The following is a 15,131-nucleotide window of genomic DNA, read 5'->3' on the forward strand; positions in this document are numbered from 1 at the left end:
CGGTGTCCTCTCGGATCGGGGATGCTGCGCGAGGGGATGCGCCGCCTTCCCATTCTGTACCATCGAGGGCCCCGTTCCCGGCGGATTGCGGCCCAGGCGCCGCCTATCCCCCGGGCGGAGCGCCTGCGCCCGTCACGGGACGCAACGACTCGACGAGCGCCGCCTGGAGCCGGGCGGCGTAGGGAGCGGCCAGATGCTGCTCGTCGGCCCGGATCACCGTGTCGCTTGCGAACGGCGGGCACCAGCCGTCCTGGGAGCAGAACCAGAGCCGAGTGTCGATCAGCGTGAATGCCGTCCCGGACTTCTGCGCCGTCTGGGCCGCCGCGAGCTGGTCCCGCCAGGTGTCGCGGATCCGGCCGGTGCACGACTTCACCGTCGCGATGTTCGTGTAGCAGTCGCTGAGGCTCGGCCCCTGCGGAGGCGAGGTCAGCATCACGACGGGGAGACCCTTCAGCGCCTGCACCGAGGCGGTGACGCCCTTGTTCCACGCTTCGCGCGCCGTCTGCCCGTCGGCGAGGATGAGCGCGTTCATCTCCGCCTCGCCGTCGGCGGCGATCACCAGGTCGGGGTGCAGCGCGAGCGTGCGATCACGGGCCCATTCGCGGTGCGCGTCGCACTCCTCGGGATAGCCCGCGCGGCGGTTCCCCGCCTGGAAGGATCCGGAGACCGAGACGTCGACGAACGGGCACTGGGAATGACTGAGCATCCGCACCCGGTAGCCGAGCTCGTTCAGGGCGGGTCCGAGCCCCGGCATCCACGACAGCGCGACAGAGTCCCCGAGGAGCACCGCGGTGCGCGGCAGGTCGGCACCGCCGATCACGCACTCGTCCTCGGTGTCGGCCGTCACGTCGAGGCAGCTGCTGCCGAGCAGCGACTGCGGGCTCGCCGCACCGGAGTTGATCTGGTCGACGACGGGGCCTGGCCAACTGCGTGCATCGAGCGCCGCGGTCACGGCGGTCTCGACCGTGCTCACCGCGTCTGCACCGCCGGGAACCGCCGGTGCGGTGGGCGTCGGCGACGCCGATGCGTTGGGGGCCGCGATCGGCGGATCAGTGCGCTGGACGACCAGCGCGACCCCGACGAGGGCCACCGCGGCCACGAGCGCCGCGACCGCAGCGACGCGCACGCCGATCGTCCGCCTCCGCCGCGCACGCTCGCTGCTGCGATGGTGCCGATGCCGCGATGTGCGCGGCTCGAGCCACGAGGAGCGTCGGATCGGGTCCTCGATCAGGTGGAAGGCCGCCGCGGCGACCACGAGCGAGAGCGGGATCGCCGCCCAGAGGTACAGCGGCGACTGCTTGCCGACGAGCGCCGCCAGGAAGACGAAGATCGGCCAGTGCCACAGGTAGGCCGAGTAGGAGATCTGCCCGAGATAGCGCATGACCGGGTTGGTCGCGATCAGCAGATGCGACTCGCCGCCCACGCCCGACGTGATGATCGCCGCCGTGGCGATCACCGGAATGAGGGCGAGGTAGCCCGGATAGGGGTCCTGCGGGGTGAGCACGACGGAGGCCCCGAGGATCACGATCAGGCCGCTCCAGGAGAGGATCGGCCGTACGACGGCCGGGATCCGCTCCCACAGCCTGTTGCCGAAGAAGAGCAGCGCGCCGGCGCCGAGCTCCCACGCACGTGTGAGGGTGGACAGGTAGGCGACCTGCGGATGGGTGGCCGACTGGAAGACGCTCCAGGCGAGGGAGACGACCGTCACCGCGATGATCACGCCGATCACGCCCGCATAGCGCAGGGCCGGGCGACGGCGGGCGCGCCGGTGCACCAGCCAGACGCCGGCGAGGATCAGCGCGGGCCAGAGCAGATAGAACTGCTCCTCCACGGCGAGCGACCAGTAATGCAGCAGCGGGCTCTGCGGGAGCCAGGTCGCGAAGTAGTCGGTGTTGTTGAGCGCGAAGTTCCAGTTCGCGACGAGCAGCATCGCCCAGACGCCGTCCCACAGGATCGACACGGCGCGGACCAACGGGAAGACCAGGAAGCCCACGAGGACCGTGACGACGACGACGACCGTCGCCGCGGGGGCCAAACGCCGCGTGCGGCGGCGATAGAACGCGAACAGGTCGATCGTGCCGGTGCGCTGATGCTCCCGGATGATCAGTCCGGTGATCAGGTAGCCCGACAGGACGAAGAACAGGTCGAGAGCGACGAATCCGCCCTTCGGCCACTCGATCAGGTGGGAGAAGAGGATGACGAGCAGGCCGACCCCGCGGATCCCTTCGAGATCGACGCGGAATCCCCGCCCGGCGTTGACCAGCAGCTTCATCCCCATGACCGTGACAGGGCGCGAAGACCCTGCGCTCCTCTTCCCCTCGTCCCCGGTGCGCCGACCGACGCCGACGTCACTACTATGAGTTAACCGCCTAGTTAACGCACAACTACTATATGAAGCGCGGAACCGCGTCTTGCGCACAATCCCGCGTCATCAGTCCGATCATGTGCCGATAATCGGTCCGACACCATGAGGGGATACGAGTCCCGACGATGCCGACGGAGAAAGCCAGCATAATCCTCCACGTCGTGGAGTCCTTCGGCGGCGGGGTGTCCGACGCCGTGAACAGCTTCCGGATCGCGACGCCCGAGCACGAGCATCACCTGCTCTACGCCCTTCGCCCGGGCGTCGACGTGCCGCCCGGGATCTTCGACGGCTTCGCGAGCGCGGTCCCGCTGCCCGCCGGCCACAGCGCGAGGGTTCGCGCCACCCGACGCAGGGTGCGGGAGCTGCAGCCCGACCTCGTGCACGCCCACTCCAGCTTCGCCGGCGTCTACACCCGGCTGGCGGTGAGCAGGCGCACCGTGCCGATCGTGTACTCGCCACACTGCCTGTCCTTCGAACGGCGCGACCTGAGCCCGGCGATGCGCGGCGTCTACCAGGCGATCGAGCGGCTCCTCGTGCCCAACACCACCTCCTTCGCCGCATGCTCGGAGCGGGAGGCGCTGCTGGCGCGCGCCCTCGCGCCGGGACGCCCGGTCCGCGTCGTGGCCAACATCCCCCGCCCGGGGCTGGACGGCAGCGCCCGCGCCGAGCCGCCCGGCGATGCGACCGTCGTCATGATCGGGCGCCTCGCACCGCAGAAGGGCATCGCCGCGTTCGCACGGCTCGCCCGAGAGCTGCGCGAACGCGGCGTGCCCGCACGAGCCGTGTGGGTCGGCGGCGGCGAGGAGCACCTCGCCGCGCCGCTGCTCGACGCCGGCGTCGAGGTCACCGGCTGGATCTCACCGGACGCGGTTGCCGAGCACCTGAGCCGCGCCTCCCTCTACGTGCACACCGCCGAGTGGGAAGGCTTCCCCATCGGGCTGCTCGAGGCGCTCGCCTCGGGGGTGCCCTCGCTCCTCGTGGACCGCCCCTATGCCGACGAGCTGCCCCGCGAACTCGTCGTGTCGGACGACGAGCTGGCGGCCAGGGTCGAGGTGCTGATCGGCGACCCCGGCGCCCGGGAGGCGCTGCGCGCAGTGGGCGCCCATGCCCTGGCACAGCACACCCCGTCGCGGCAGCAGGAGGACCTGCGCCGGATCTACCGCGAGGCGCTCACTCCGGCGTCAGTACCGGCCGCTGATTCCGTCTGATCCTCCACAGGAACGAACTGCGCGTCCGATCACGGCCCTGTTATGATCACGGTGAATTCGTTGTCGACGACATGTTTCCCCGGGCATGCCGTAGAGGATGATCGCGGGTGTGCCTGGGGCACGCCAGCAGCATTGCTTCGCCTCTTTCCGGAGGGGAAGAGCCTTGGGGGAGGTTGACCAGCCGTGGTGGACTACGGAGCACAGACAGACATCGAGCCGCGCCGTACGGGGCATCGTCGTAGACCAGGCCCGGATGCGGCTGCGGCGCACGCACGCTCGGGCCGCGCGGAGCCGGTGAGCGCGGGAAGCGCGTCGGAGGCCCGCAACAGGCATGACTGGCGCCGGTCCTATGCGCTGCGCCTGCGCGTCACCGATGCGCTGGTCGTGATCGTCGCCGTCTTCGCCGCCGTGGTCCTGCGCTTCGGCGACACCGACACGGCGCTGCCCAGCGAGCTCGTCTCGCTCGGCTATCCGATCATCGCCGCGGTGATCGCGGTCGCCTGGATGACGATGCTCAGCGTCGTCGCCACGCGCGATCACAAGGTGATCGGCGAGGGATCCACCGAGTACAAGCGCGTCGGCACCGCGACGTTCCGCACCTTCGGCGCCTTCGCGATCATCGCGTTCGCGTTCAAGATCCCGATCGCGCGCGGTTACCTGCTGGTCGCCCTTCCGCTCGGCCTCTGCCTGCTGCTGCTGGGGCGCTGGGCGTGGCGCAGCTGGCTGCATCGCCAGCGCCAGCAAGGCGCCTTCGTGCAGCGGGCCCTGCTGATGGGCGAGCGCACCCAGTTGCGTCATGTGGCCGAGCAGATCCACAGCGTGCCCTCCGTGGGACTCCGGATCGTCGGCGCGATCACCGAGAGCGGCACCCGCACGGAGCTCGTGGCCGGCGTCCCCGTGATCGCGGGATTCACCGATGCCGTGGCGCGGCTCGACGACGTCGACGCCGACACGGTGATCTTCAGCGGTTCCGACCGGATCTCGCCGCAGCAGATGCGGGAGATCGGCTGGGAGCTCGAGTCCCGCGGCATCGACCTCATCGTCGCTCCCGCGCTCACCGACATCGCCGGCCCTCGAATCCATGCGCGTCCGGTCGCCGGTCTGCCGCTCATCTACGTGGACTTCCCGACCTTCGAGGGCGGGAAGTTCTGGACTAAGCGTGCCGCCGACATCGTGATCTCCGGCCTGGGCCTGCTGCTGCTCTCGCCGCTGTTCTGTTTCATCGCACTGATGGTGCGCCGCGACGGCGGCCCGGCGCTGTTCCGTCAGGAGCGCGTGGGACTCGGCGGGCGCACGTTCGCGATGCTGAAGTTTCGCACCATGGTCGTCGACGCCGAGGAGCGTCTGGCGGGACTCCTGGATCGCACGGACGGCAACGGCGTGCTGTTCAAGATGAAGAACGATCCGCGCGTCACGCCGTTCGGGCGCTGGCTGCGCAGGTACAGCATCGACGACCTCCCGCAGCTGCTCAACGTGCTGCGCGGCGAGATGTCGCTGGTCGGCCCGCGCCCGCCGCTGGCAGCCGAGGTGCAGCGCTACGAGGACCACGTGCGCCGTCGTTTCCTGGTCAAGCCCGGCATCACGGGTCTCTGGCAGGTGAGCGGCCGTTCGGATCTGTCGTGGGAGGACAGCGTCCGGCTCGATCTGTACTACGTGGAGAACTGGTCGGCCGCCGGTGACCTGATGATCCTGTGGCGCACGGCACGCGCCGTCCTCGCCCCCGAAGGCGCATACTGACGGCCGCCGCGCCGCAGCGGCAAGCATGACGGGGATCATCGTCCACGAGTGGCTCGAGCGCTTCGGCGGTGCCGAGAACGTCGTCGACCGTTTCGCAGCGCTGTATCCGGGGGCGCCGATCCAGGCGCTATGGAACGATGCGCCCGGGCGTTTCAGTCCCGCGCGCGTGCACGAGACCTGGCTGGCCCGCACGCCGCTGCGGCGATGGAAGGCGCTGGCGCTCCCCTTCCAGCCGCAGACCTGGCGCCATCTGGGCGTCGAGGACGCCGAGTGGATCGTGTGCAGCTCGCACCTGTTCGCCCATCACGCGCGCTTCGCCGGGCCGGCGCGTGACGCTCCCAAGCACGTCTATGTACACACCCCCGCGCGCTACATCTGGAATCCCGAGCTCGACGAGCGCGGCAGCAGCGCGGTCGTGCGGGCCGCTGCTCCGGCCCTGAGAGCGATCGATCGCACCAGGGCGGCGGAGGCCGCGTCGATCGTGGCCAACAGCATCGCCGTGCGGGATCGGATCCGCGAGCACTGGGGCGTCGACGCGGGCGTCATCCACCCTCCCGTGGATGTCGCGAGCCTGCGCACCCCCGCGGTGCTCGGTCCCGACGAGGCCGCGGTGCTCGACGCCCTCCCCTCCGAGTTCCTCCTCGGCGCCTCGCGCTTCGTGCCCTACAAGCGCCTCGACGTCGTGGTCCGCGCCGGCGCCGCCTCCGCGCTGCCGGTCGTGCTCGCCGGGGGCGGCCCGGAACGCGATGCACTGGCCACGCTGGCCCAGGAGCTGGGCGTGCGGCTCACCCTCGTGGACAGCCCTGGCCGCGCACTGCTCAGCCAGCTGTACCGTCGCAGCGTCGCCTACATCTTCCCCGCCGTCGAGGATTTCGGCATCATGCCGGTGGAGGCGATGGCGACCGGCACGCCGGTCATCGGCCGCACCACCGGCGGTGTCGCCGAGTCGGTGCAGGACGGCCTCAGCGGGGTGCTGATCGAGGATCTCGCCGCGTTCGGCGGCTCGGATTTCCGCGCGGCGCTGGATCGAGCATCCGGGCTCGACCGCTCCGCCGTCGCCGACAGCGTCCTGCGCTTCGACACCGCCCAGTTCGATCGCGCCGTGCGGGAGTGGCTGCCGGGCTGATCCGCGACGCGCCGGATCTCGTCATCGAATTGACAGGGCCGTCACTCTGACATGAAAATGGTTTTAACCGTGTCTTGACTGGGGTCTTCGGCACGGATCACACATCAACCGTCTGGGGCGGTCTTGCGTCATGGGGCGCAACATTGCTGCCGGCACAGCGATAGAGCACTGGGGAGTCTCTGCTATGACCGATATCAACGATGTTCGGAGTGCCCGAAATCAGGCCGGGATCTCGCGCCGCACCGTGATGAAAGGCGCAGCCTGGTCGGCTCCGCTTCTCGTCGCCGCGGTCGCCGCGCCGGCCTATGCGGCATCCGACAAGGTGCCCGCTAAGGGCCTGAACGGCTGGGTGGAGGTCGGCCGAAGCTGCGGCTTCGGAACCAACACCTACTACCTGGACGGGACCAAGGGCAGCTTCCACACCGGCGGCACCAAAGATCGCGGCATCTGGCTCTTCGCGGGTCCCACCGCCGCCATCTCGGGCGCGACCATGATCGTCTATCTGTCCAAGAGCGATCTGTCCTTCACGAACGGCTCGGGCGCAGGGTGGAGCAACCTGGTGCGGAGCAGCGCAGACGATGCAACCAAGCCCGCCAACGGCTTCTTCGCCTACAAGGCCACCTACACGGGCGGCTGGACGTACCAGACCGGCAACTTCGTCGACAACAACGGCGACCCGCAGACCCAGGTATGGGTGGCGAACACCCAGCCGAAGTGGACGGACGATCTGGGGCGGAGCTGCGACTCGATCACGTCGTACATCAGGCGCATCGTCACCGTGGACGGCACCACGTACTCCTTCCTCCGCGGCCCGGTCACGCCCTCCTGAGCGCCCGACCGGTTCGACATCCATCAACGATCCTGGAGCCATTCATGACTGAGAACAACCCCACGCCCGACAGCACGGACGCACCCGTGACCGAGTCATCGGAGCAGTCGCCCGCTGGCGACAGCACGACAGTTCAGAGCGCGCCGACGGAGACCGTCGTCACCGGGCTCTTCATCGCCCAGAACTAGCATCCGCGCGCGTCGCAGGCGCAACCGAAGGGCCGGGATCGCACTCTGCGGTCCCGGCCTTCGCTGTCCTCGGACCCGCGCGAAATCCGCGCCCGATCACCCTGCCGGACGCGGTGCGCGGGTATCCCGTCGGAGCGCAATCGTGCCGCCCCGACCGTTGCGGGCTCAGCGATGCCCACCATCGCCCGCGCGCCTGCGACGACGGCCGAGGGTGCGGATCACCAGTACGCCGATCGCGGTCCCGAGCGTGTTCGCGATGACGTCGGAGAGCGTAGAGAAGCGCCCCGGGATGGCGAGCTGCGCGAGCTCGATCGCCACGCTCGACGCGCCGCCCACCGCGATGAGCGCCCCCGCAGACGCCCGCGGCCAGGCCAGCGCCAGCAGCACCCCCAACGGAGCGAACAGGACGATGTTGGCGGAGAACTCCAGGACGGCGTAGACGGCGTCGAAGGGGGGCTCCCCATGACGCCGCCACTCGTGCGATGACGGCGACGATCCCGGTGACCCGACCGGCCTCTTCAGGCGGCAGCAGCGTGAGCAGCAGGATCCAGATCGCATACGGAACGAGCAGGATCCGCGCGACCACGATCATGAGCAGCCTCCCTCGCGGGACGGAGGCGGCACTCAGCTGTCGCGTCACCGGCCGACGCCAACTGGCCAGCCGGCGCGGAGAGCCGAAGCGCCGCGGCGGATCAGAGCGCGAGCCGTTCGCGCACGACCTCGGCCAGCGCATGGGCGTGAGCGTGGGCGGAGGCCTCGTCGGCCGCCTCGACCATGACGCGTACGAGCTGCTCGGTGCCCGAGGGGCGCAGCAGCACGCGACCCGTGTCGCCGAGCTCGGCCTCGACGGCGCGGACGGCCTTCTGCACATGCTCGTCGTCGGTCCGCGTGCGATCGACGCCCTTGACGTTGACGAGCTTCTGCGGATACACGGTCATGATCGAGGCGAGCTCGGCCAGCGTCTTGCGCTGTCGTGCCATCTCGGCCACCAGGTGCAGGCCGGTCAGCACGCCGTCGCCCGTGGTGGCGAAGTCGCTCATGATCACGTGGCCCGACTGCTCGCCGCCCAGCGAGTACCCGCCGGCGTTCATGTCCTCGAGCACGTAGCGGTCGCCGACGGCGGTCTGCCGCACGGTGATGCCCTGCTCGCGCATGGCGACGTGCAGGCCGAGGTTGCTCATCACCGTGGCGACCAGGGTGTCCTGCGCGAGCCGTCCGCGCTGCTTCATCGCGACGGCGAGGATCGCCATGATCTGGTCGCCGTCGATGATCGTGCCGTCCGCGTCGACCGCGAGGCAGCGGTCGGCGTCGCCGTCGTGCGCGATGCCGACGTCGGCGCCGACGCGCACGACCTCGGCGGCCAGCTTGTCGAGATGCGTGGATCCGACGCCGTCGTTGATGTTGATGCCGTCGGGATCCGCCCCGATCACGGTCACCTTGGCACCCGCGTTGCGGAACGCCTCCGGCGAAGCACCCGAGGCCGCGCCGTTCGCACAGTCGAGCACGACGTGAATGCCGTCGAGTCGATGCGGCAGCGAGGCCAGGAGGTGGATGATGTAGCGGTCCTCGGCGTCGGAGAACCGGCTCACCCGGCCGACGTCGGCGCCGGTGGGCCGCAGCTTCTCGCCGCTCATCGCCTCTTCGATGCGCTCTTCGACGACGTCGGGCAGCTTCACGCCGCCGCGGGCGAAGATCTTGATGCCGTTGTCGGGCGCCGGGTTGTGCGACGCCGAGATCATCACGCCGAAGTCGGCGTCGATGTCGGCGATGAGGAACGCGGCGGCCGGGGTCGGCAGCGTGCCCGCGTCGAGCACGTCCACTCCGGAGGAGGCGAGGCCCGCCTCGACGGCGGCACTGAGGAAGTGTCCCGAGATCCGCGGGTCGCGAGCGACCACGGCGGTGAGACGCTTGCCGGCGGCCTTGCGGGCCTCGGCAATACGGCCCTGGCCCAGGACGACGGCAGTCGCCTGGGCCAGGGTGAGCGCGATATCGGCGGTGAGGGGGCCGTTGGCCAGCCCCCTCACCCCGTCCGTACCGAACAGAGCCATAGAGGGACTGTAGGGTTTAGCGCTTCGAGTACTGAGGAGCCTTGCGGGCCTTCTTGAGACCGGCCTTCTTGCGCTCCTTCACACGGGCGTCGCGCGAGAGGAAGCCGGCCTTCTTCAGGGTCGGGCGGTTGTTCTCGGCGTCGATCTCGTTCAGTGCGCGGGCGATGCCCAGGCGCAGCGCGCCGGCCTGACCCGAGGGGCCACCGCCGGAGATGCGCGCGATCACGTCGTAGGCCCCGGCGAGGTTCAGCACCGTGAACGGGTCGTTGATGAGCTGCTGGTGCAGCTTGTTCGGGAAGTAGTCCTCGATCGTGCGGCCGTTCACCGTGATGGTGCCGGCGCCCGGGACGAGGCGCACGCGGGCGATGGCCTGCTTGCGACGGCCCACGGCAGCGCCGGGGACGTTGAGAACGGGGCGCGGAGCGGTCTCGACGGCGGCGGCCTCAGGGGTCTCCGTCGAGAAGTTCTGCGGGAATTCGGTGGTGTCGATGTCAGCCACGAGTATGTCCTTGTTCGTAACGGCGCTTACTGGGCGACCTGGTCGAGGGTGTACGTCTTGGGCTGCTGAGCGGCGTGCGGGTGCTCGGAGCCGGTGTAGACCTTGAGCTTCGCCAGCTGCTGGCGGCCCAGGCTGTTCTTCGGGAGCATGCCGCGGATCGCCTTCTCGACGGCGCGGACCGGGTTCTTCTCGAGCAGCTCGGAGTAGGCGACGGCCTTGAGCCCGCCCGGGTGACCCGAGTGGCGGTAGGCGATCTTCTTCTGGAGCTTCTGACCGGTGAGCGCGACCTTGTCGGCGTTCACGATGATGACGAAGTCACCCGAGTCGATGTGGTTGGCGAAGGTGGCCTTGTGCTTGCCGCGCAGAAGCGCTGCGGCGTGCGAGGCGAGGCGGCCGAGAACGACGTCGGTGGCGTCGATGACGACCCAGTCACGCTGGACCTGCCCGGCCTTGGGGGTGTAAGTGCGCGTCACGATAGTGCTGCTTTCTTGATCGAACGGAGAGGTTCGTGAATCCCACTCCGGGGTGGTTCCTTGCGGAACACGCCAGTGGAGGGCTCACGTTCGTGCGTGCGACCAGCAGTGATCGCACACCAAGGGAACAGCTTACGGCACGGATCCGATGCCGCCAAATCAGATGATCCGCGTCGTCCCGGGTCGGACGTCTGCGCAGCCGGCGAAGAACGCCTTGGCCATCGCCCCCCACTGGTAGATCGGCTGCCAGAACCGCACCGCGAGGCTCACGTGCTCGTCGATGCCGATCACGGGCGCGGCAACCGGCACGCAGCGGTCGAAGATGTAGCGGGCTCGCATCACATGCTCATCGCCGGTGACGACGAGCGGATGCCGCACCCCATCGTCGCGCACCGCCTCGGCCAGGGCCGCCGCCTCCCCCGCCGTCGTCCAGGGATCCGCATGCACGCACACGAACTGCGGCCGGCACCCCACGCCGGGCCAGACCGAGAGGTAGACCGGCACTCCCCCGGCATCCCGCGCGATCCGCTCGCCTACCGCGATACGCGCCTCGGTCGGCGGCCCGAGGATGAAGACCGCGTCGATCTCGTGCACGTCGTACCGGTCGGACGGCGTCGTGAAGACCGAGACCGACATCGCGACGTACACCGCGACGATGACGGCGAGGATCCCCCACAACCAGGCACGGCGACGACGCGAAGCGGTGCGGGGCATGCAGGGATCGTAACCGGTGCTGGACGGCAGAACGCTGAGCGTCCGGTGCGGACGCGTCCGCCCCGCGCACGGCAGGCCGCTCCGAGCGCCCGCGAATGCGGACGCGGGGTCGGATCCGAGCATCCCGAACCTCGGATCCGACCCCGGTCGGCGCAGTCCACGGCGGCCCCAGCAACCCCGCCCCCGGCACGGGCTTGCGCGCCACGAACTGCTTCGGCGAGCGACCGTTCCTGAGACCGGCGCACCCACCGCTGGTTAAGGAGAGACATCCACGGAAAAAGTGACGCGCCCGCGCCATCCCGCCTGCACCGACTACGGGTCGACGAACTCGAACGTCATCCCGTCGGAGTCAGGACCCCAGAGATCGATGGGGACATCCGGATCATAGACGTCCAGCGCATGCTCCCACCCGGGGCCCCAGAAGCCGTCCGCATCGACGTAGCGCATCGTGAAGTAGTACCAGCCGCGCGAGTCCATGACCAGGCGCCGGCGAGCGACGCCGTCCGCGTCGAGGGGGATCAGCGCCGTGTGCCCCTCGATGGACTGCACGAAGACCGTGCCGTTCGGCGCCCCGTGGAAGGAGACCACCAGCCCGGTCCTCTTCGCCTCGGGCACGGTCATGTCCTCGGTGCCGACGATGCCCTCGAACCCGTGCACCTCAAGTGCCAGCACCGTGAAGGATCCGGTCTCGGCGGGTGACGCCGCTTCGGCGGAATATGCCCACGCCTGGTAGGCGTAGTCGCCGGCGACGAGCTGAAGGCCACGGGTGTCGAAGCTCCAGCTGCCGTCGGCGGCCACGACCGGCGTGTACCGCGCGCCGTTGAGCTGGAGCGCGACGCTGTCACCCGGCGAGGTCGATCCGGTGAGCACCGGTGAGATGTAGCCCGTGCTGCGGAGTGGGCTGGTGAGCCCCGGTGACGGCCCGGCCTCCGCCGAGTCATCTGTCGCCGACGCGGGCTTCGGTGTCGGGGCGGGACCGGGCACGTCGGGGCCGGCTGCGACCGGCCGCTCCGGCGCGGTGGGGAAAGATGCCGAGGGGTCCGCGGTGAGGCCGGCGTCGGGGATCGAGGGATCGGCGATCAGCCTGCCGGTCGGCGGATCTTCGATCGCGGGGGTCGGCGTGTCCGGCGCGGTGGTCGGCAGCTGCGGCAGCGTCACGTGCGGAGGGGGTGCCGGAACCGAGGCCGGGACCGCGGGCACCGTCTGCGCCACCGCGTTCGTCTCCGGCACGATGAGCAGCGGAGCGGCGACGAGGGTTCCGGCCGTGACCGCCGCGCCGCCGATGAGCGCCCAGGCGAGGAGCCCGGCACCGGAAGCCGCCACGACAGCTGCGGCCGTGGTCGCCGAGGACAGCGTCGCGGAGGCGGTGCCGATGCCCGCGGTGCCCAGCAGCACCGCGAGGGTGCTGCGCTGGATCCGACCCGCCGCGCCGCGCAGCCCGTGCAGCAGCGCCGCGCACTCCCCGCAGTCCACGATGTGCAGGTTCACCGTCGCGGAGATCTCCGCGTTCGCCGGCTCGGTGAGATACCTCGGGAAAAGCCGCGCCGCATGATCCTCGTCCCCGCGCAGCGACACCGGGATCTGCCGGGTGAGCCAGTTCAGCCTCAAGCCGAGCCGCGCGCGACGCTGCAGTGCCGAAACCGCGTTCGGTTTGATCCCGAGATCGCTCGCGATGGCGAGCCGGGGAGCCTCGGCGACCTCGGCGAGCCAGAGCACCCGCTGCCATCGCTCCGGGAGCTCCTGCAGTGCCGCGAGCACCTCGGCAGCCTCGCTGTCGGCCTCGGCGATGCTCAATGCGTCGCGGGGGTCGACCTGGTCGGACTCGGCGGCGTCGACGATGTTCTCGGCGTCCTTGCGCCAGCGGATCGCCGTGTTCCGCATGACGGCTTTCAGGTAGGAACGGAACGCGAACGCCGGGCCAGAGTCGGTCGTAGTGACCTGGGCGTAGACCGCGAGAAACGAATCCGACACGAGATCGTCCGCGCGCGAAGGGAAGAGGCGCATCGCGTGGCGCCGTGCCGCGCCGGAATGCCGGAGCCACAGCGCCGCGTACGCGCGCTTGTCGCCGGAGCGGAGCGCCGTCAGGAGCTCGGCATCGGAGCGTTCATCCACCGCGGCCCCTCCCAGAATCGGGAACGAAGAGCGTGTTCCCCAGAAGTCCACTCGATCGGCGCGCCTGAGCGCCGGAGGCGGACCCTTCGGGCTCCGCGTCTTCGAGGATACCGGCCGCAGGAAGAGGCGGGCGTGAAACCGCCGAAGGCCTCCCTGCACGGCAAGGAGGCCTTCGGCGGTGCCGTCCGCCTACGGGGTCGGCGTGTGCGGGCCGACGCTTCCCCGGGCGAGGAAGAGGTCGAGACCCTTCACCACGTCGAGGGCGTTGAGCGAGATCGCCGCGACATCGAAGCGCCCGGCTTCCAGCGCCGTCGAGCCCGTCGTCCACCGCGTCGGAGCGTTGTGGATGAATCCGGGCGTTGCGGGGTTGTTGTTCGCGCCGGGGTTGTTCTGCACGTTGATGGAGATGCGCAGCGTGTTCTCGAGGACATCGTCGAGAAGCCAGTTGAGCAGAAGCTTGACGGGGGCCGTCGCGACGTTGAGCGCGCCGGTGATGATCCCTGCCAGCGTACTGAAGAGAGTCTGGAGCGCCGCCCCGATGAGGCCGAGCGGGTCCGCCAGCGCCACCACGTCGGTGAGCGACATCCAGGGGCCCCACGCGCCGAACCCATTCCGCGTCCGAATACGAACCGTGTTCTGGATGATGTCATCGAGAGTCTGGGCGATACCCTGAATGAAGTTGTCGATTGCGTTGGTGGGCAGCTGATAGCCGGGGTCGGCGAACAGGATCGTGTTCGGCGGCAGGTTGTTGATCCAGGCGGCCGGGTCGCTCGCACCGAACGCGCTGCCGCCGAGAAGTGCACCGATGTCGATGGTGGCCTTGCCGTCGCCGAGGTTGAGCTGGATCGGCTGGTTGACCCCGGAAGGGATGTTCCCGGTGAGCGTCGAGGTGTTGAACTGACCCTGACCGTTCCCGGTGAGCGGGTACTGCACCTGAGCGACGACCGTCGCCAAGAGGCCGAGCGCGGTCTCCACCGACCCCTTGATCAGCGGACTGTTCAGGATGTTGTTGATCGTGGTGACCAACGTGCTGAGCAGATCCGAGGTCAGCGTGAGCCGCAGGTGTGCGAGCAGGTAGTCGCGGTGCAGCCGGTATCCGCTCGGGTCGGTGACGTTGTTGCACGCCTGCACGAGGACCGCCCGGGCGGCGATCGCGCCGACCTGCAGTTCGAGGTCGGCGAGGTTCGCCAGTTGACCGGCGGGACCACTGCCGATGAGCGAGGCGATGATGTCCTTGAGCTTGATCGTGGAGAAGTCGGGGTAGCTCGCCTCCGTCGTCGTACGCACGATGCCGTGGTCGTCTACGAAGCCCGACGCGCCGCGCGACTCCGAGTCCGGACCGGAGCCATAGCTGTACTGGTTCAGCGCGCCCACGTCCGGCTTGAGGATGAAGTCGAGGATGGAAGCGAGCGCCACGTCCACGCCGGTGAGGTTCACGTTGAGGCCACCAAGTGCGGTGACGCTCAGCGGGTCGGTGTGCTCGTCGACGCCGCCAGGGCCGACGGGGGCGTGGCTCGGCGGGTTGTGCTTGAAGCCGGACTCGTTGCGCAGTCCCGGCGCGCTGGCGATCGAGCCGTCGACCGACAACAGCGTGTCGAAGTTGAGGTTGAAGAACCCGCCGCTGAGCATCTTGCCCCGGCCAACCACGTTCCACTTACCCGGGTCGCAGCTCACCGCGTATGCCGGAGCGGCCGTGGCCACCATCAGCGCCGGCACGGTCCACGCCGCACCCTTCATGATCGTGCGTCGCGAGACCCCCCGCGCCGCGCCTTCGTCCCGCGCGCCCTCTGCGTCAACCATGCGTATCCCCTTAGCTTCGTCTGCGCAGGGAG

Annotated in this window: 13 protein-coding genes; 5 read left to right on the forward strand and 8 right to left on the reverse strand. The window is 69.6% G+C overall.

Translation table 11 applies throughout. From position 1 onward, the window contains the following. Positions 1–103: 103 nt before the first annotated feature. Entirely contained in the window at positions 104–2,272 is a 2,169-nt protein-coding gene (locus WFJ01_RS09155) for an acyltransferase family protein (protein ID WP_336628852.1), read from the reverse strand. Positions 2,273–2,490: 218 nt separating this feature from the next. On the opposite strand from WFJ01_RS09155, the gene WFJ01_RS09160 reads away from it, so the two are divergent. The 5 genes from WFJ01_RS09160 (at position 2,491) to WFJ01_RS09180 (ending at position 7,453) form a co-directional block, all read left to right on the forward strand. Further along, positions 2,491–3,573: a glycosyltransferase gene (locus WFJ01_RS09160; RefSeq protein ID WP_336628853.1), complete on the forward strand. Its 1,083-nt coding sequence runs from the start codon at positions 2,491–2,493 to the stop codon at positions 3,571–3,573. Positions 3,574–3,867: 294 nt separating this feature from the next. Next, positions 3,868–5,310 (forward strand): sugar transferase, encoded by a 1,443-nt coding sequence (locus WFJ01_RS09165; protein WP_336628854.1) that lies wholly within the window; start codon positions 3,868–3,870, stop codon positions 5,308–5,310. Between the two features lie 25 nt (positions 5,311–5,335). Continuing rightward, positions 5,336–6,436, forward strand: coding sequence for a glycosyltransferase (locus WFJ01_RS09170; RefSeq protein WP_292883866.1), 1,101 nt, complete (start codon positions 5,336–5,338; stop codon positions 6,434–6,436). A gap of 244 nt (positions 6,437–6,680) precedes the next feature. Further along, entirely contained in the window at positions 6,681–7,265 is a 585-nt protein-coding gene (locus WFJ01_RS09175) for a hypothetical protein (RefSeq protein WP_292883864.1), read from the forward strand. A gap of 44 nt (positions 7,266–7,309) precedes the next feature. Continuing rightward, positions 7,310–7,453 (forward strand): hypothetical protein, encoded by a 144-nt coding sequence (locus WFJ01_RS09180; protein WP_292883862.1) that lies wholly within the window; start codon positions 7,310–7,312, stop codon positions 7,451–7,453. Positions 7,454–7,618: 165 nt separating this feature from the next. Here WFJ01_RS09180 and WFJ01_RS09185 read toward each other — a convergent pair whose 3' ends face one another. From WFJ01_RS09185 to WFJ01_RS09215, 7 genes are all read right to left on the reverse strand, one after another. After that, positions 7,619–8,011, reverse strand: coding sequence for a VanZ family protein (locus WFJ01_RS09185; RefSeq protein WP_292883860.1), 393 nt, complete (start codon positions 8,009–8,011; stop codon positions 7,619–7,621). A 134-nt stretch (positions 8,012–8,145) separates the two neighbouring features. Then, positions 8,146–9,501, reverse strand: coding sequence for a phosphoglucosamine mutase (gene glmM / locus WFJ01_RS09190; RefSeq protein WP_336628855.1), 1,356 nt, complete (start codon positions 9,499–9,501; stop codon positions 8,146–8,148). A 16-nt stretch (positions 9,502–9,517) separates the two neighbouring features. Next, positions 9,518–10,000 carry a 30S ribosomal protein S9 gene (gene rpsI, locus WFJ01_RS09195; RefSeq protein ID WP_045249782.1) on the reverse strand — a complete coding sequence of 161 codons (483 nt, stop codon included), beginning with the start codon at positions 9,998–10,000 and terminating at the stop codon, positions 9,518–9,520. A 26-nt stretch (positions 10,001–10,026) separates the two neighbouring features. Then, complete coding sequence (rplM, locus tag WFJ01_RS09200) at positions 10,027–10,473, reverse strand: 50S ribosomal protein L13 (RefSeq protein ID WP_045249783.1); 447 nt, start codon at positions 10,471–10,473, stop codon at positions 10,027–10,029. A gap of 159 nt (positions 10,474–10,632) precedes the next feature. Continuing rightward, positions 10,633–11,187, reverse strand: coding sequence for a hypothetical protein (locus WFJ01_RS09205; RefSeq protein WP_292883855.1), 555 nt, complete (start codon positions 11,185–11,187; stop codon positions 10,633–10,635). 312 nt (positions 11,188–11,499) lie between these two features. Continuing rightward, positions 11,500–13,299 carry a sigma-70 family RNA polymerase sigma factor gene (locus tag WFJ01_RS09210; protein WP_292883853.1) on the reverse strand — a complete coding sequence of 600 codons (1,800 nt, stop codon included), beginning with the start codon at positions 13,297–13,299 and terminating at the stop codon, positions 11,500–11,502. A gap of 189 nt (positions 13,300–13,488) precedes the next feature. Further along, positions 13,489–15,099 carry a choice-of-anchor G family protein gene (locus tag WFJ01_RS09215; protein WP_292883851.1) on the reverse strand — a complete coding sequence of 537 codons (1,611 nt, stop codon included), beginning with the start codon at positions 15,097–15,099 and terminating at the stop codon, positions 13,489–13,491. Between the last annotated feature and the right edge of the window lie 32 nt (positions 15,100–15,131).

The sequence above is a fragment of the Microbacterium sp. MMO-35 genome (assembly GCF_037147555.1).
Lineage (GTDB): Bacteria > Actinomycetota > Actinomycetes > Actinomycetales > Microbacteriaceae > Microbacterium.